General features: G+C 39.8%; 18 protein-coding genes. 13 read left to right on the forward strand and 5 right to left on the reverse strand.

What is annotated here, in order from left to right:
* Positions 1-92: 92 nt before the first annotated feature.
* The 6 genes from RMY27_RS12890 to RMY27_RS12915 all read left to right on the forward strand — a co-directional run bounded on the left by RMY27_RS12890 (position 93) and on the right by RMY27_RS12915 (position 5,779).
* Positions 93-461, forward strand: coding sequence for a Crp/Fnr family transcriptional regulator (locus RMY27_RS12890; RefSeq protein ID WP_322663706.1), 369 nt, complete (start codon positions 93-95; stop codon positions 459-461).
* A 168-nt stretch (positions 462-629) separates the two neighbouring features.
* The gene (locus tag RMY27_RS12895; protein ID WP_322663708.1) at positions 630-995 is read left to right on the forward strand and encodes a Lin0512 family protein; all 366 of its coding nucleotides are present in this window, start codon (positions 630-632) and stop codon (positions 993-995) included.
* Between the two features lie 585 nt (positions 996-1,580).
* On the forward strand, positions 1,581-2,939 hold the full coding sequence (locus tag RMY27_RS12900) for a Rieske 2Fe-2S domain-containing protein (RefSeq protein WP_322663710.1): 1,359 nt from the start codon (positions 1,581-1,583) through the stop codon (positions 2,937-2,939).
* Between the two features lie 266 nt (positions 2,940-3,205).
* Complete coding sequence (locus RMY27_RS12905; RefSeq protein ID WP_322663712.1) at positions 3,206-3,544, forward strand: hypothetical protein; 339 nt, start codon at positions 3,206-3,208, stop codon at positions 3,542-3,544.
* 459 nt (positions 3,545-4,003) lie between these two features.
* On the forward strand, positions 4,004-4,936 hold the full coding sequence (locus RMY27_RS12910; protein WP_322663713.1) for a polysaccharide deacetylase family protein: 933 nt from the start codon (positions 4,004-4,006) through the stop codon (positions 4,934-4,936).
* Positions 4,937-5,191: 255 nt separating this feature from the next.
* Entirely contained in the window at positions 5,192-5,779 is a 588-nt protein-coding gene (locus tag RMY27_RS12915) for a Uma2 family endonuclease (protein WP_322663715.1), read from the forward strand.
* An 81-nt stretch (positions 5,780-5,860) separates the two neighbouring features.
* On the opposite strand, the gene RMY27_RS12920 is transcribed toward RMY27_RS12915, so the two are convergent.
* Both RMY27_RS12920 and RMY27_RS12925 read right to left on the reverse strand, forming a co-directional pair.
* A complete protein-coding gene (locus tag RMY27_RS12920; protein ID WP_322663717.1) occupies positions 5,861-6,121 on the reverse strand; it encodes a type II toxin-antitoxin system RelE/ParE family toxin in 261 nt (86 codons plus the stop codon).
* Positions 6,114-6,356, reverse strand: a complete 243-nt coding sequence (locus RMY27_RS12925; RefSeq protein ID WP_322663719.1) for a hypothetical protein — start codon at positions 6,354-6,356, stop codon at positions 6,114-6,116. Before RMY27_RS12925 ends, RMY27_RS12920 begins: the two co-directional genes overlap by 8 nt.
* Before the next feature lie 197 nt (positions 6,357-6,553).
* Here RMY27_RS12925 and RMY27_RS12930 point away from each other — a divergent pair, with 197 nt between their 5' ends.
* The 5 genes from RMY27_RS12930 to RMY27_RS12950 all read left to right on the forward strand — a co-directional run bounded on the left by RMY27_RS12930 (position 6,554) and on the right by RMY27_RS12950 (position 10,668).
* Positions 6,554-6,826, forward strand: a complete 273-nt coding sequence (locus RMY27_RS12930) for a pentapeptide repeat-containing protein (protein ID WP_322663721.1) — start codon at positions 6,554-6,556, stop codon at positions 6,824-6,826.
* Positions 6,827-6,848: 22 nt separating this feature from the next.
* The gene (locus RMY27_RS12935) at positions 6,849-7,319 is read left to right on the forward strand and encodes a hypothetical protein (protein ID WP_322663723.1); all 471 of its coding nucleotides are present in this window, start codon (positions 6,849-6,851) and stop codon (positions 7,317-7,319) included.
* 323 nt (positions 7,320-7,642) lie between these two features.
* Positions 7,643-9,184, forward strand: coding sequence for an FAD-binding oxidoreductase (locus tag RMY27_RS12940; RefSeq protein WP_322663725.1), 1,542 nt, complete (start codon positions 7,643-7,645; stop codon positions 9,182-9,184).
* 29 nt (positions 9,185-9,213) lie between these two features.
* A complete protein-coding gene (locus RMY27_RS12945) occupies positions 9,214-9,918 on the forward strand; it encodes an actin-binding WH2 domain-containing protein (protein ID WP_322663728.1) in 705 nt (234 codons plus the stop codon).
* 42 nt (positions 9,919-9,960) lie between these two features.
* Positions 9,961-10,668, forward strand: a complete 708-nt coding sequence (locus RMY27_RS12950; RefSeq protein ID WP_322663730.1) for an actin-binding WH2 domain-containing protein — start codon at positions 9,961-9,963, stop codon at positions 10,666-10,668.
* A gap of 245 nt (positions 10,669-10,913) precedes the next feature.
* On the opposite strand, the gene RMY27_RS12955 is transcribed toward RMY27_RS12950, so the two are convergent.
* Positions 10,914-11,336, reverse strand: a complete 423-nt coding sequence (locus RMY27_RS12955; protein ID WP_322663732.1) for a lysozyme inhibitor LprI family protein — start codon at positions 11,334-11,336, stop codon at positions 10,914-10,916.
* A gap of 758 nt (positions 11,337-12,094) precedes the next feature.
* Here RMY27_RS12955 and crtR point away from each other — a divergent pair.
* Positions 12,095-13,156 carry a beta-carotene hydroxylase gene (gene crtR, locus RMY27_RS12960; RefSeq protein ID WP_322663734.1) on the forward strand — a complete coding sequence of 354 codons (1,062 nt, stop codon included), beginning with the start codon at positions 12,095-12,097 and terminating at the stop codon, positions 13,154-13,156.
* 418 nt (positions 13,157-13,574) lie between these two features.
* Here the strand turns inward: crtR and RMY27_RS12965 are convergent, their stop codons facing one another.
* Both RMY27_RS12965 and RMY27_RS12970 read right to left on the reverse strand, forming a co-directional pair.
* Complete coding sequence (locus RMY27_RS12965) at positions 13,575-14,501, reverse strand: phosphodiester glycosidase family protein (protein WP_322663736.1); 927 nt, start codon at positions 14,499-14,501, stop codon at positions 13,575-13,577.
* Positions 14,502-14,585: 84 nt separating this feature from the next.
* Entirely contained in the window at positions 14,586-15,839 is a 1,254-nt protein-coding gene (locus RMY27_RS12970; RefSeq protein ID WP_322663738.1) for a DUF4912 domain-containing protein, read from the reverse strand.
* 719 nt (positions 15,840-16,558) lie between these two features.
* Here RMY27_RS12970 and RMY27_RS12975 point away from each other — a divergent pair.
* Positions 16,559-16,756 carry a hypothetical protein gene (locus tag RMY27_RS12975; RefSeq protein WP_322663740.1) on the forward strand — a complete coding sequence of 66 codons (198 nt, stop codon included), beginning with the start codon at positions 16,559-16,561 and terminating at the stop codon, positions 16,754-16,756.
* Positions 16,757-17,274: the final 518 nt, after the last annotated feature.

The raw sequence follows: 17,274 nt of genomic DNA on the forward strand, positions 1-17,274 counted from the left end.
AGTTTATCAGCAGAAAGTAGTATACTTTTCTGGGTTCGCCTAAAGCTATCAAAAGATTTCGTTCAAAAACAAAGAATTTCGGGGTTGCTCTAATGTTAAGTCCTGTTGTAACAGTCGGTATCTTTCAAAAACAACCCGACCCTCAAGCATTTTCAGCAGGTCAAGTCATTTTTGAAGAAGGACAGCCTGGTGATAATATGTACGGCATTTTGGAAGGACAGATAGATATATTAGTCAATGGCAAGGTTGTAGAAACCATTCAAACAGGCGAAGTTTTTGGTGTTGGGGTACTTGTAGGAGTCAAAAATAGAACTTACACAGCTATTGCCAAGGTGGATAGCAAACTGGTTTTCCTTGATGATAAAGGGTTTCTGTTTGCCGTTCAGGAAACACCCATGTTTGCTATAGAGGTGATGAGAAGTTACTCAGAGCGTTTGAGTCGCTTGCAACGTCTGTTGTAAAGTAGGCAGCAAATAGGAGGCAGGAGGGTGCAATTAGCATGTCTGGGTTTCATTGTAGGACTCTGCGCGAAGGGTCTTGTAGAGAAGAGATGCAGTATTTATTTTGCCTCTTGCCCTTAGAATAGCTGCCTTTGGTAGTGAAAGGTGCAAAATTTACTGGAGGTAGCAATGGTACGTAAACGGTTGATTATTGAGATGGGGATGGGAATAGATCAGCATGGACAAGAACCAACAGTAGCAGCATCTAGGGCAGTACGAAATGCGATCGCTCACAATGCCTTACCCGGTGTTTGGGAAGTTGCAGGTTTAAGTCATCCCAATGAAATGATTATAGAAGTTCAGGTAGCAGTGCCATACCCAGAACAAGTTAGAGAAGAAGAAGTACTCGCTGTATTACCATTTGGTCGAAAAACCCTCACCGTAGAATCTGGAGGGATGATCGTTCAAGGGCGGGCGATTCCCGAACTCAACGATAAAAATGACGAAATGTTGATTGCGATCGCAGCTGTTACAGTTCTGATCGAAAGTGAGTAGCTAAGGTAATTCTTCTATAAACAAATCAATAATTACAAGTTATAGAAAAGTTATTAAGTTATTTGATTGCCGACTTAGATTTGTGCAGACACAATTTTTAATTGTCAAGTATATTTGCTGATTACTTGAGCAAAAATTATCATTGCTTTATAAAAATACCTAGTTTACTTTCTCAAAATACTTAAATGCTTTCTCAAAATCACCTTTGACTTATTCAAACCCCAGTTTGCTTACTCATTTTGGTGTTTTCCGTAAGCAAAATGACCTTTGACTTACTCAAACCCCAGTTTGCTTACTCATTTTGGTGTTTTCCGCAAGCAAAATGACCTTTGACTTACTCAAAATGCCTGAATGCTTACTCATTTTGGTGTTTTCCGTAAGCAAAATGAACTTTGACTTATTCAAACCCCAGTTTGCTTACTAATTTCAGTATTTTCCGCAAGCAAAATTACTTTTAACTTACTCAAAATGCCTGAATGCTTTCTCATTGTTAATTTTTAAAGTTTTACCCTAGAAATTTTCTATCTTTGGGACTAAAGATTTACTAATCCCAAAGTATAAAATAATAGAAACCTGGAGAAAAATATGTCATTAGAAACAGAAACACTACAGGCGACACCACCAACTTCTACCTTTGAGAAACTTGAGGAAAAGCAAGAATTTAACTGGAGGCAATGCTGGTATCCCGTCACTTTCGTCAAAGACTTACCTGCTAACCGCCCTCATAGCTTTTCGTTGTACGATGAACCTTTGGTTTTGTTCAAAAACAAAGATGGACAATTTATCTGTTTAGCAGATCGTTGTCCTCACCGTACAGCGAAACTTTCTGAAGGACAAATTATTGACGGCAAAATTGAATGCTTATATCACGGCTGGCAGTTTGGCAGTGATGGCCAATGTCTGCACATTCCTCAATTAGCAACAGATGCAAAAATTCCAGTCAATGCTTGCGTGCCATCCTTTAAAGTTGTGGAACGCCAAGGCATGATTTGGGTGTGGGCTGGCGAAAAAGAAACTGCTGTTGATGAAATTATTCCAATTTTGCCAGATTTAGATAAGTCAGGATTTGTGTGTGCAGACTTTACATTGGATCTGCCTTACGACCAAACATATTTAGTAGAAAACGTCATCGATCCTGCTCATGTTGCTATTAGCCATAATGGCACTAGAGGAGGTGGTAATCGGAAAAATGCCCAACCGCTAGAAATGGAAGTGCTAGAGAATTCGGTTCAGGGGGTTAAAGGCAGGTGGCGGGGAGCTAACAAATCAAATGAACCCTGGAAGTATGTTGATTTTGTTGCTCCAAGTCTTGTGCTGAACACTGCTTATATTGAAAAAAAAGATTGGACATTTGGACTAGCTTTGTATTCAATTCCTTTAGGTAAAGGGCGATGCCGTCTTTTAGCTAGAGGTTATCGTAATTTCATGACTTGGGGAGTCAAGCTGAGGCCGCGCTGGCTCGATCACTTGAATACGAACAAAATATTGGAGCAGGATTTGCCTTTGATTGCGGGACAACAGGCAGAAATTGAGCGATTAGGAAGAAGTCTCAAAGAATTATACTTGCCTTTAAAAACATCTGACACATTAGTGATTGAGTTCCGTAAGTGGCTAGATAAATTTGGGTCATCTTTGCCTTTTTATCAAGGCTATTCCACATGGAAAAATGTTGAGAATGGCGAGTTGAATTCAAAGCCGATTTTGTCAGACAGATTTTCGCGACATACACTTATTTGTAGTTCTTGCAATCGAGCTTATCAAGTGACAAATAGGGTCAAACAAGGTTGTATAGGAGTAGCGATCGCTCTAGCTGCTGTAGCGATACTTGCAAATGATTCTAAAATCAAAATAGCAGCAATATCGGTTTCTATAGCAGCAATTGTCATCTCTGTTATGGCTCATACACTCAAAACTCGCTTTGAGCGTTCCTACACTCGTCACTAAAATAAGTACTGAAAACAATTCGTAGTAAGGACTTTAGTCATTATTTTCTAAGCACTAAAGTGCTTACTACAAACTTTTCATTACTAGCTTAGATATTGTACTGGTAGATGTGTGGTAAATTTGCTCACCTCAAAAGATTTGCTCAAACCCCTTGTGTGGTTAAGTCACGATCGAGTTAGTGGCTCTGCGCTAAACTAAGAAATATTGGGATAGAAATCTCTGGCAGTAAGTTCAATACACCACTAATCTTTACCACTGCGGCGATCATGTCTCAAGAACATAACGAATTACTCCAAATTCAGGAAATCACCAAACTTAAACCGAAACACTTTGCTGATTTAGTCAGATCGGCACAACTGGTTTTCGACCCCACAGCCGGAGTTTCGGGAAGACATATAACAGTTGACTGGGAACAATTCGGAATTCCCGGTGATGTTGCAGATAATCTCAAATCACTTGGTCAGCAGTACCAGTATGCATCTCCTCACATCCCTGTTGAAGACATTTGGAGTAAATTAACTCCAGAAACTCGTATTTGGTTTGTTGAAAATAAAGATCGGTTGTGGCAGCTTGAAGAAGCTTTCCCAGCCCTTGACGAAGATTGAAGGGGGCATGAGGTAGTAGGTTGTTACCTTCTGCCTCTCTACAAGGATAAGCAAAAACTGCGATGGCGTAACCGCCCGCTGGAAGCGATCGCAAGCAAATAACGAATATTGGCATTTGCAAAGCCCTCGACTATATAAGTCAATGACTACCTAGCATTTCTCCAGGTTACGGTTATACTGCTATCATTGCTGACTCTACTAGTCAGCTAAATCCACTGAGTATTATTTTATTCAGGTTAATAATAGTAGCAAATTAGTACAAATTAAATTGAGATATCCTTTAGCTTGAGCTGGAATGTTTCAAGGTATTTTATTGTTTTCTTTTTTCTTTCAGCAGTAGATATATTAATTACAAGAGGCTACGAGTAATATCAAGTCCGGGTAAAGGTATGGAAACATCAGAGATAAACCAATCCCCAATCCCCAATGCCCAATAACTAATATTTGAGGAGATTTAATGTGTCTAGTCGGAAATTATCTTTGTTACTAAAACTAATAATTATTACATTGGTTGCTGGTGCTAGTAGTTTAGGTATCAGCTTGCTTTTAACCACAAGCGGATTTGAGCATTTGTTTGGAATTATAAAACCAAAAAGCGAGAGTGCCAAAACGAGTCATAACAAACTGATGAGTGCAGATGCACAGAATATAAATCCAGTAACAGACCAGATGAATCAAGTGCCAAAGGCATTTCAGGGAACAATCGTTTATCAAGGGAAAGTAAAAGCGAATGAAAAAGTTATCGCCCTAACTTTTGATGATGGCCCTGCACCCAAAAATACGGCACAGATTTTAGAAATTTTGAAGAAAAATAACGTCAAGGCCACATTCTTCATGATCGGGCAAATGGTGAAATATTTTCCCCAAGTTGCCAAGCAAGTAGCTGCTGATGGTCATGTAATTGGTAATCACACATGGCATCATTGGTATCGTCACATGGACGTAGCTACTGCTGCTAGTGAAATTGATCGCACAGCAGAAATCATCTACAAGACTACTGGAGTAAAAACTACTCTATTTCGTCCTCCTGGAGGCTTTCTGAATAATGGACTAGCTGAATATGCCAAAAACGAGAAATACGCTGTCATGATGTGGTCAGAACAATCGGGAGATGCTGAACGTCTTTCACCTCAAGTTCCAGGGCTGGTCAAAAATGTGCTGAAATATGCAAAACCCGGTGCAATTGTACTGCTGCACGATGGAGGCGGCAACCGTTCCAAATCTGTCAAGGCTTTACCAGAAATGATTGCAGATTTAAAAGCCGAAGGCTATAGATTTGTGACAATTCCCCAACTACTAGAAATACAAGCCCAAGAAGAAAGTGTGGAGACAGCAGTATCACCTGTAGTAACAAATCAAGAACATCCAAACCAACAGCTTAATCATCAGTGATATTGTGTTCGGTTAAAGACTTATCATTAAGAGCGCAGAGGGAAGCAGGGCTGTTTCACTCCACAAAGGATAAGAGTTTATGACGACTAAGCTTTTTATTGATACATGGGGCTGGTTGACGCTTCATGACATAAGTGAACGCTATCACCAAGATTTCCTGTAATGCAAGTAGAATAACTGTATTGAGTCATCGATGAGAATTGCATAGGCGCAGCCCGCACTTCGACAAGCTCAGTGACCGCCGTAGGTATCGCTATGACTGCAACCACAAAAAAATTTACTTTTGCAGAGTATCTTAAGTATAACGATGGCACGGATACCCAATATGAATTGGTAGATGGAGAATTAATTCCCATGAGCCTTGGCACTGGCAAGCACGGTGGCATCTCTAAGTTTTTAGAACGAAGCTTTGATGATGAAAGTGCCAAAATGGGCCAGAATTGGACAGCACAAAAGTTTTCTGTCGGAGTGCGATCGCCACGTGGAGGACGCTGGGACACCTCACGAATTCCAGATGTAGTAGTATTACCAACACAGCAGTGGGAAGCACTTTCTAATCGAGAAGCTGTTATCGAACTCAATGAAACTCCCCCCACATTAGTGGTAGAAGTCGTCAGCGAATCTACACAAACCACAGACTATCGCAGCAAACGCTCTGAATATGCTGTTCTGGAAATTCCCGAATATTGGATTGTTGACCCAATTCAAGAGATAGTAACAATATGCACTCTAGTAGAAGGGTTCTATGATGCTGTTGCATTCCGAGGACAAGAACGCATTATCTCTTTTACTTTTCCACAGTTGGATTTGAGTGCCGAACAAGTCTTGGTAGGGGGGAAGTGAACTTTTAATTACTACCGATGTGCTATCGGTAAAAGACATCTGTGACTATATCTACATTAATACTTGAGATACACTAAACACTTACCGATATACATCGCTCCGATGGGCTATCAGTAAAATAGTAATTAGTTGCTGTTCTTCATCCACTTTATAAACAACTCGCCAGACACCAACTCGATAGCGAAAAAGACCTGCGAAATCACCTTTCAGCCGCTTGATGTTTGGATGTTCGTAAGCATTCTGCCGCAGTTGGTCAAAGCAACGGTTTAGTCGTTCCGCTAGTGATGCATCTACTTCTTGATAAAACTTCTGTGCTTTGCGAGTCAGTACCAGTTCATACATGACGACGAATACTGTCAAATGACACCACTTCCCCAGCCTCAGCTTCCTGCATAGCTTCATGCAAAGCTTGCTCAAAACCAGGGACATTCAAAAGTTCCGTTGTCGCCTCATTTTCTTCTTTTTCTTCTAGATCAGCTAGAAAATCACTCACTATCCGCAGCCTTTCTGGAGAGAGTCGCCGTAAACGCTTCTCAGCTTCCTGAAGAATAGTAACATCATCTTGCTTTGATTCCATAGTTATTTCTACACTTAACACTATTTATGATCGATTTGTTTCCTTCTTTATTATATTATTGACTTCTGAGGCTCAATGATGACCTTCTGAGCCTAGAAGTTGCACCTTTTATCCTCAACTAACAAATATATTTAACCATTCCTGAATTTACAGGGGTGAGCGTGTAGTAAAATTTACTCACCTCCGTAAAGTGGAACATGGCTTTAGACTTCTCCGGTCAAAATCTCCGAGGACGCAACTTCAAAGGTAGACAAGACCTTGTGGGTGCAAACTTTAGCTATGCCGACATCCGAGGGGCAAACTTCACCAATGCTAATTTAACAGGTGCAAACTTCAGCCATGCCAAAGCCGGACTACAACGCCGTTGGACAATTGGTGCAGCGTCAGTAACAGCCTTATTGGTTTTATCCGCCCTATCAAATCAAAGCTTTATCGCAGAGTCAGCAATTATTGCTGGTAGAAAAAGATAAGCGCATTATTAGTTTAGAAAATATGGTAGATACTGCTCTCAAGCAGCCGAAATTTTATACACAAGGAAATACCAACATGTCTGATATCAGCGGCATCAATATTGAAGGCAGCAGTAATGTTAGCGGTATCGCTGGCAATAATTCTATTGCTAATCTAGGAACCATTAGCGGTAACGTGAGTATTGCCCTCAATCAGTTACCTGATGCAACCGATGTCGAGAAACCAGGAATTAAAGAATTATTGTCGCAGTTGCAAGATGCAATCATCCAATCCACATATTTGTCAGAAGAAGACAAAGCCGAAGCGCTAGAACAGGTGAACACTTTGGCAGAAGCGGGTAAAAATCCTCAAGAATCCACCAAGCAGAAGATGGCAAAAACAGCCATCACTATGTTGAAAGGCATATTTACAGGCTTACCTGCTGTTGCTTCTCTGGTTGAATCGACTAATAAATTATTGCCTGCGATCGCAAAACTATTCGGTTTGGGATAATTTAACGTGGGTTAGACAAACCTCTGGCAGCCTTAAATTAAAGCTCAATTCTCTCCCTTGCCGACTATACAAAAGTCGAATTACCCCCCTTAATCCCCCCGATGTATTGGGGGAAAAAGAAATCTAGTTCCCTCCCCAATACATACGGGGAGGGTTAGGGTGGGGTAAAAACCAGATTCGTAAACTACTTCAGACTTATCTGTACACCGTAGCCGACTCGAAGACGGACGTTTTTAGGTAATAAAACCAGAGAGAGGTCTTTTTATTCAGCTACTTTCTTCATTGTCAGGTAGTTTTGGAATGTAGAGTTGAATTTTTCCAAAATGTCTTTAACTGAAGAAATTCTTTCCCAATTACCCGGCGATGTTTTAGGAGGATTGCGTCAAGGCGATCGCATCTTAACATCTGTGCGCGAAAACTCCGCACCAGTACCAACCTTAGTTAATGAAAGTCAACAGCCTTTAGGCGTTGTAGATTTCGATGTCCTAATCTGCGGTGGCACTTTGGGCATTTTAATTGGTTGCGCCTTGGCGGTGAAGGGATTGCGGGTGGCGTTGTTGGAACGGGGAATTTTGCGGGGGAGGGAACAAGAATGGAATATTTCTCGCAAAGAATTAGATGTATTTGTGGAATTAAACTTGCTAACAGAGGAAGAATTAGCAAGTGCGATCGCCACTCAATATAACCCAGCGCGAGTTAGTTTTGCTGGCGGTACAGAAGTTTTGGTAGAGGATGTCTTGAATATCGGCGTAGATCCAGTTTATCTACTCGCTACCTTGAAAACTCGATTTCTCGCCGCTGGAGGAAAGTTATTAGAAAACACACCCTTTACCGAAGCTGTGGTTCATCCAGATGGTGTGATGGTAAATAACCAATTCAAAACTCGCTTATTAATCGACGCGATGGGACATTTGTCACCCATCACCCAACAAGCACGCCAAGGCAAAAAACCAGATGCGCTGTGCTTGGTTGTCGGAAGTTGCGCCCAAGGTTTTCCAGAAAATAACTCAGGCGATTTATTATTATCATTCACATCCTTGCAGAATCAATGCCAATACTTCTGGGAAGCCTTCCCAGCTAGAGATGGCAGAACCACTTATTTGTTTACCTACATGGATGCAGAACCTCAACGTTTGAGTTTAGAAGCTATGTTTGAGGAATATCTGCGTCTTCTTCCAGAATATCAGGGAGTGGAGTTGAGCAACCTGAAATTTCAACGGGCACTATTTGGTTTCTTTCCCACCTATCGCCAAAGTCCGCTAAAAACCCCTTGGAATCGCATTCTACCAGTAGGAGATAGCAGTGGTAGTCAATCTCCCTTGAGTTTTGGTGGTTTTGGGGCAATGGTGCGTCACCTGAAGCGTTTAACTTATGGCATTTCCGAAGCGCTAGAAACAGAACAACTATCTGCAAAAGCGTTAACACTGCTGCAACCCTATCAGCCAAGTTTGACTGTTACCTGGTTGTTTCAAAGGGCGATGAGTGTGGGTGTAAATCAAAAAATTGCTCCAGATCAAATTAACCAATTACTCTCAGCGGTATTTCAAGAAATGCAACAGTTGCGTACGCCAGTGTTAAAACCATTTTTACAAGATATAGTGCAATTTTCGGCACTAACGCAAACACTGTTAAAAACTGGTTTATACCATCCGGGAATAGTTGCCAAGATAATTCCGCAAGTAGGTTTGGCAAGTTTGTTAGATTGGATGTTACATTACAGTAATTTAGGTGTATACACTGCCTTGTTTTCGCTAAGTCCAATGCTAGAAACATGGATTAAGAATCAACCGAACGAACAACAATATTATTGGCATCGTTTGATTGATGCTTGGAAGTATGGTTCTGGCGGTGATTACTCAGATTAAACTTAGAATTTTATCGGTGTGAGGATAACATGATGGAACGGAAATCATCAGGAATCAAATACTTTGCAGTGCTGATTGGATTCCTGCGCGATCGCCAAGGATTTCTAGAGGAAATTCGCCAAGGTACGAGATTACCAAATAAAATCATTTCGCTACTGGTTTGCAGTTCCTTATTTATCGCCGCTTATGGCGGAATCATTGGTGCATATCATAGCTGGATGCAAGCTTTATCTTCCGCCATTAAACTCCCAGCACTTTATTTAATCACACTTTTGATTTGTATCCCGACGTTGTTCTTTGCGAACATCATTTTTGGTTCCAAGCGGAGTTTTGCACAGCATTTAGCATTAGTTTTAACTGCGGTTTCAGTCACGAGCGTACTTTTATTTAGCTTTGCTCCTATCACGTTGTTTTTCTTAATTACCACCAATAATTACCAGTTTTTAATTCTGTTAAATGTCTTTATCTTTGCCATAACTGGATTTATTGGTGTTTCGTCTTTATATCAAGCCACGAGTTTAGTTTTAGAACAAGATGATGAAGGTAGTAAAACCCGGCAGAAAATTTTACAATTTTGGCTATTTCTTTACGCTTTCGTAGGCAGTCAGTTAGGATGGACTCTCAGACCGTTTTTCGGCACACCTGGTTCTGTCTTTGAACTATTCCGCGAAAGAGAAGGTAATTTCTATTTAAGCGTCATTAAATCTCTTAGCTATCTCTTTGGATTCCGTTAATTAGTCATTAGTAATTTCACAAAATATACAACTTATACAATTATGCTGAAGAAGCAAACTCGCGGGATAGAACAATTTGGTGTTTTGGTTAATTTGCTGCGCGATCGCCAATCATTCTTAGAAGAAATTCGTTTGGGAGTCAGATTACAAAATAAAATTAGTTCTCTGTTCGTAACTAGTTCTATTTTCTTTGCCCTTTATGGAGCAATTATCGGTGCATCGCACAGTTGGGGACAGGCATTATCTGGTGCTATTAAGCTTCCGGTATTCTATTTAATTACACTGATTATTTGTTTCCCGACATTATTCTTTTTTAATGTTTTGTTTGGTTCTCGCAGCAGTATTCTACAGCATTTCGTTGTATTACTCACATCTGTATCAGTGATCAGCGTACTTTTATTTAGCTTGGCACCAGTTACACTATTTTTTCTAATAACTACACCCGATTCTTATCAATTTTTTAAATTACTGAATGTATTTATTTTTGGCATTACAGGCGTATTTGGCGTTAAATTCCTGTATGAAGGAATGCAATTACTTTCTCAACAAGATGAAGTTGGTAAAAAAACCCGCACCACTATTTTAAGATCCTGGTTATTGCTTTATGCCTTTGTTGGTATGCAATTAGGATGGTTTCTCAGACCGTTTTTTGGTGCCCCTGACTCAAAATTTGAGTTATTTCGAGCGGTGAAAGGCAACTTTTATTTGGATATTGTAGCGGCGATTTCCGAAATTTTAGGTTTGCGTTAATCTCAAAAAAAGATAATTACTCTAGTTCCCAGTGACAACTAGTAGTTAAAAACTTTCCTCGTCCTTCCTCGTTCCCAGGCTGCTGTCTAGGAATGCATTCATTGAGTCTCTGACTCAATAAACCTCTTGCACAAATGCAAATTTACAAGTCCCTCTCCCAGGCGTGGGAGAGGGATTTAGGGTGAGGGCTTTAAATTCATGCAACAAGTCGAATCTCTAAAAGCTTCTTCTAGGCTGCTTTGAGCTTAAGGGTCAGTTTTCAGATATTCTTGTAATTGTTGGGTACGCAGTTTTGTAGTATCTTCCAAACAACCAGAATAAATGCTAGAGCCAATACTTCCGCCCTCATATCTGCTTCTTTCAAACTCACAATTGGTATCTCGAAACTTAATCCATGCTAGTTGTGCAGCAATCAATTTCTGTTTTCTAGGTCTTTCTAATGTAGATATCAATTGTTGATAAACCTGATTCAGTTTTTTATCTGCATTCTGATAAGACAACTTCGTACATTCATTAATTGCTGCTTGAGTTTGAGGATTATTGCAGTTGAGCTTTTGAACTAAGCGCATCTCAGATAAATCAGGCGTTGTACCTGCTATTGCCATCGCAGGAATATTTAAACTGCTGAGGGTTAGTATACTGGAAAAAACTAGTAATAATTGACGCATAGCAAAATCTTGATTGTTAAGTAGAGAAATTTGATATTTTACGTGGTGTCGAACTTAGAATCAGAGTCGGGAGTGATATGCTCCACAAATAAGTGTCATGGTTGGCGCGAATCTTCCTTTACTCCGGCTACCAATACACTTCCACGATGGAGTTTTGGTTAAAAAAACAAGACAGCAACTGCATGAAATCGAAAGGAAGGGAATAAGCGATCGCTAGTATATATACTTATTGCATCATCCAGGAAAAGAGATAATTTTTTTTCATAAAATAAAATAAGCATTTTGTTAGAAGTATGATATCTGTGTCTAAAATATTTTTATTATACGTCAAATCCCGATATAACTCTTGCATTGATCCTTAAAATAACTGTATTCTTTATATTGTTGAAAACTGCTTTTCACAAAAGCAATAACAAAGCACAATTTCAGCACATCGCAAAAAACATTGACTGGGCAAATCGATAAATGTCGACATCAAACCAAAATCTATGTATGCCGTTGTTGCTGGCATTATGAGTAACAGGAGCAACTCCCGAAATGAAAAATAAAATATTTTGTTTATGTGTGTAGCGTAGCAAGTAATTCAAAAATTTTTCTATTCCCTATCTCTTACAGTCCATACCTAATTTGAACAGAGAAGAGTATTGGCTAAATTTTCAATCTTTTCATCTCTTGAATCGGGGCAAGAAATCTATTCTGTGCTGGCTGAGTTTGGGATTTAAAACCCATTTTATCAACGAATCAAGACCAGGAAAATTATGACCTCTTTAGATCCTAATTTTTTTGACATCCCGGACAAAAGCCTAATCATCATCGACCCAGCCGTTGATGACTATAAAAAGCTAAATGGCAACAACTTGGAAGTCATCTTAAAAGACGTAGTAGATACAGAAGTAAGAACAGTAACTTCAAAACCAGAAAAACTCCTGAAAGCTCCACCAAAGGAATTATTAGCGCCTCCTGGTGATTTCAATCCAACACTACTACTGTTTATTGCATCTGTGACAGTATTGGTGTCATCTCATTGCGGTTACTGGCTTTGGCAATGGCCAGACTGGCTGTGTTTTGTTTCTAACACTATTGCTTTGCATTGTGCTGGAACAGTAATTCATGATGCTTGTCACCAATCTGCCCACCGCAATCGAGTTATTAATGCCATATTAGGGCATGGTAGCGCCCTGATGCTAGGGTTTGTTTTCCCAGTGTTTACACGAGTACATTTGCAGCATCATGCTCATGTCAACCATCCCAAAGACGACCCAGATCATTTTGTTTCTACAGGTGGCCCGCTGTGGATGATTGCATTTCGATTCTTGTCCCACGAAGTGTTTTTCTTTCGACGGCGACTGTGGCGCAAATATGAGCTATGGGAATGGTTAATTAGCCGCTTAATTGTTGTTGGAATTGTTTATATCTCAGTTCAATATCATTTTTTAATGTACGTTCTCAATTTTTGGGTTGTACCTTCTGGTATCGTGGGATTAGTACTGGGTTTGTTTTTTGATTATTTGCCCCATCGTCCCTTTGTTGAACGCGATCGCTGGAAAAATGCTCGTGTATACCCTAGCCCAATTCTTAACATCTTGATTTTAGGCCAGAACTACCATTTAATTCATCATTTATGGACTTGTATTCCCTGGTACAAATATCAGTCCACATACTATCTAATGAAGCCTTTATTAGATGAAAAAGGCTGTTATCAAACTTCAGGGTTACGACAAAAGAAAGACTTTTTGGAGTTTATTTACGATATCTTTGTAGGAATTCGCTTTTCTCATCAAAAAACTAAAAATCAAGATGAATCACAAAGTCCTAAATAAGCATTGACTTGTGAATTAGTCATTAGTTATTGGTCATTTGTAAATAACCAATGATATACAGCATTTTGCATCTAAATGAAGTACATCCTTACCCCCCTTAATCCCCCCTTATAAAGGGGGGAAATAAGAAATCTTGTTCCCTCCTCTTGACAAGGGGAGGGTTAGGGTGGGGTATTTTTGTATTTCATTAACTTGTAATCTTCTGTAGCAATCCTAAATCAATTGTGAGAAAGAAAATGGCTGAAAAGCTTGTAAATAGATAGTTTTTATCTCAGTATTTTCTCACCTTTCAATTGTGATTGCTATATCAACTCCGGGTAATTATATCATGTCCGCTTAATGACTTAATTAAACCCGAATCACCCACGCCGCTAAAGCATCGGGGAGGGATGCAATAACTGCGGTAATTATAACTATTTTATTTTTTGTAAATCAAAAAAACTGAACCAATCGGCCCAAGGTTTTCTACATAAGTTTTCCGGTTGTAATACAATCCTGGAGACATACCTCCATCAAATAAAATTCCTTCTTGAATTTTACCTAAACAGTTATTACTAGCAATACCTTCCAAGACATTATCAAACATATCTGGCAGTAACTCTTGATTAAGTTGAGATAATTCAATCTCGGAATTAGCTTTCAAGTCATTAACTAATAAGATTACATAGCCTTGGTTGGTGATAGCTGCCAGAGAGCGATTAGTTGCATTTTTACAAGCAAATTCTCCCAAATCTTGACAAATATCCTTAAACTTACCCTGACGATAGAATCTGCCATTACCGCCCACTAAATTGTAATTGAGAATATCGTTTTTTCTTCTGCCAGCTTGAATAGTAGCCTGTCGCTGCTGGGGTGTACCTCCTGATATCCCAAAGGAAGAACGTTTATTTTTAAATGCTCCTGAATACTCTACACCACGCGAAATATTTAAGCCTTGGGGTTTATCATCAGTATCTATATAGTCGGCATTAATTGCAGCAATGGGTAGCTGTCCGTTTAACTTGGCATTCTCATCAGCGATGAGTTCACGAAACTGTTTTGCTACATATTCTTTACGCAGTCTACCTCTACTATCTTTGGCGTAAAGTTTATGAGATAGACCAACATTAACTTTAAAATCTAATTCTGCTGATTTGGGATTAAAAATAATTACATTGTTAATACCTTTGGGATTTTTTTTACCTTGATTATTGGTTTTAAAAAAATTAATACTGAACTTGGCATCTTTGCCAGGGCAACTTTTAGACGCTTTTGGGACTAAATTTGCTTCAATCTTTTGACAACCTGATAATAAGCTTGCACCAATGCTCAAGATAAATAACAAAAATAATTTTTTTGTAGACATAATAATATAAAAAAACCGCTACAGAATTACTATAGCGGGGAATAATTTAAAATTTCAGTTTGGAGCCAATCTCAGAGCCAAAACTTAAGAAAACCATTCTAAGACAGCTTCTTCTTTGGTGTTAGTATTCCGAGATGGTGTCTCACGGTTAAATTTCATCTGAATTGAGCGGGTTTGCTCGCCATCAGCAGCTACAGCCAAAATTGGGTAGTCAATTAAACCATCCTGGAAGGACATTTGGAAACGGAATGTTCCATCTGGATTTAACTGAATTGGACGGCCACCAATGGTTACGGTAGCATCGGGTTCGGTTGCACCGTAGACTATCAACTCAGCATCGGCAATTAACCAGAACTTGCGTGGACGCACGGGTACGGCAGAAGCCGAGAAGCCAACACCTGACATTCCTGCACCGGAAGCGGTTAAGCCAGACACGGTAGGAGTTGCCCACAGACCTACACCAGATGGGAAAATGTAGGAGCTAATGGCTTGTTCAGGACGTACTGCACCTTGTTGGGAGCCGAAGATAGAACCAGCAACCCGTAGTGCTTCGGCAGATTCTGCTAAACCAAATATTTCGTCGTAGATGGGGTTGCCATTCACAGCATTACCAACATTACCATTGGTAGTAGCTGGAACTTTCTTGGCAGGAGGAACTAGTTCGTACTGAGTTTTGCCACGTAAATCTTCTTCAAAATTTACAGTGATGAAGACATCCTCAATCCAGTCAGAAGGATAGACGGGAGGAATGTGTACTCTACTAGAACGAGCTAGTACTAACCAGCGACCATCAGCAGCACGATAGCCGATATCGATTGTATAATCGCGATCGCTAACTGGAACTGGTAGATACCATTCTCTAGCTAGTTCATCAGCAGGATATTCTTGAATACTATGCGGGCTTTGGTATTCGATATTAATGTCGGTGACATCATAAATCCGTAGTGCCAGTTGTTGTCCGCCTTGCCGACGCAGTTCCTCTTTGTGTTCATTGGGAACATCCCAGTAAGTGTAAGCCCATTGAGGATCGCGCGGTAACAGTACAATCCGGCTTTCACCATAGCCAGAAGGCAAATCTGCCAGTCCTTCATCAACATCAGCCAAAGATCCACCAGTACGATCTTCCTGACCTAATTCAAACTTTGCAGCTTCCACGGTTTCTTGTGCCTCCAATGAACGAGATGGACTGAGTAAGGTTTTGCTACGTTGGACTTCTTGTATTGATGCCAGTAGTTGTGATTTACGCATTCGGCTATAGCGAGAGATGCTATATTCGCTAGCAACTTTGCGTAGTTGGCGTAAGGTCATCTCCTCTAGTGGCGGGCGTTCTTTTGCCATTAATTTGGCCTCCAGTAGTTTAAGCGGTAAATGATTTCCCCTGGTTAAAGAATGCTATGTAAAATCTCATCCATTCCAGATGAATTTCTTATACTGACTCCTGGTTTTGCCCAGTTTTTAAGCTTTTTAATCTGTTTTTAAATTGAGCCAACACCCTTTCAATTCCTTATTGTGCCAAAATTAGCATTTCTTTGGGATCGGAGGATTTGTATTTGTTAAGTCAATATTAACCACTAAGCATATCTAGGGATCAAGGGGTAAGAGGTGGGTTTTTTAGCTGTTTCACGAATTTATCAGCCCTTCTGGGATCTAATTGTCATGGTTTCATAACATTAGTATTAATTTACATATTGAGCAACGGCAACAATATCAAGCTTTCATGACATTGCTCTCTGGGTTAGCCAAAAACCACAATTCTTGAAGAAGAATTCAGGAGCAGAGCCGGAGACGCTTTGCCAAGGCGTCAGAATCAAGACGCTCTCTTATGAAACCCTGCAACTCTTACAGAGTAAGCGGACTAGCTCTAAGCCTTTTCTTTTCCTATAGAGAGAAGGCTTTACGCTGTGCTATTCGCTCTTTCGTTCAAAATACCCAACTGAATTCTGGCAACTGACGCCTTTCTTCCCACCGTTATGTGAAATTAAGTCCCAAGATAGTGTGTACCCAACCATAGAAGAACTTAAGCTTGGCGTATAAGTTTAGGGTTTAGGGAAATAATTATGAATAAGGAAACAGTTCCTAGCCAGGCTGAAAAGTCTAATCCAGAAGGTGATGCCTCACAATTAAGTCCAGAGATATTGGACAAAATCAAACACCCTGCGAGAATAGACGATGTTATTCGAGAGCAATCACCAGAAGAACGTAAAAGTAACCCAGCTTTAGTACCGGAAATGATTGACGATCCAAATGATGAATGATTGGGTTTGCAAAAGATGAATGGAAAAGCTCAGATTCCCAACTTTTTAGAGAAGTCGGGAATTTTGTTATTTAGTTCTTCTTACTTAATATATTTCCAGCGTATTGATGTTTAATAGCACAGTTATAGTCTCAAATTTGACTTGATGAATTACTCAATAAAATTCTTTGAGAACTTGACGTAAGCCTAAGTTTTATTCACAAATATTTTGTAAGTGCGATCGCGTAGTATGTCGTAAACATTTGCATCGCCTTGTTCGGGGAGCCAAATCCAGCTTCAGAAAGTAACTTTTCACTCTACATTACTTCCAAATCAAGATTATTTACTCTTGTCATCTATACTAAGTTAGATTTTATAAAAATTAATTTTTATAACCAAAGTCGTATATACAGGTGCGACCGTAAAGTAATTTAATCATAAAATATTACCTAATTCCTGAAAGATAATATCCATATAGCAGTTATTGGTTAAGTGAGGTACAAGAACCCCACCCCAACCCCTCCGCGCAAGCGATAAGGG

This window comes from Nostoc sp. DedQUE09 (assembly GCF_034530915.1).
GTDB lineage: Bacteria > Cyanobacteriota > Cyanobacteriia > Cyanobacteriales > Nostocaceae > Nostoc.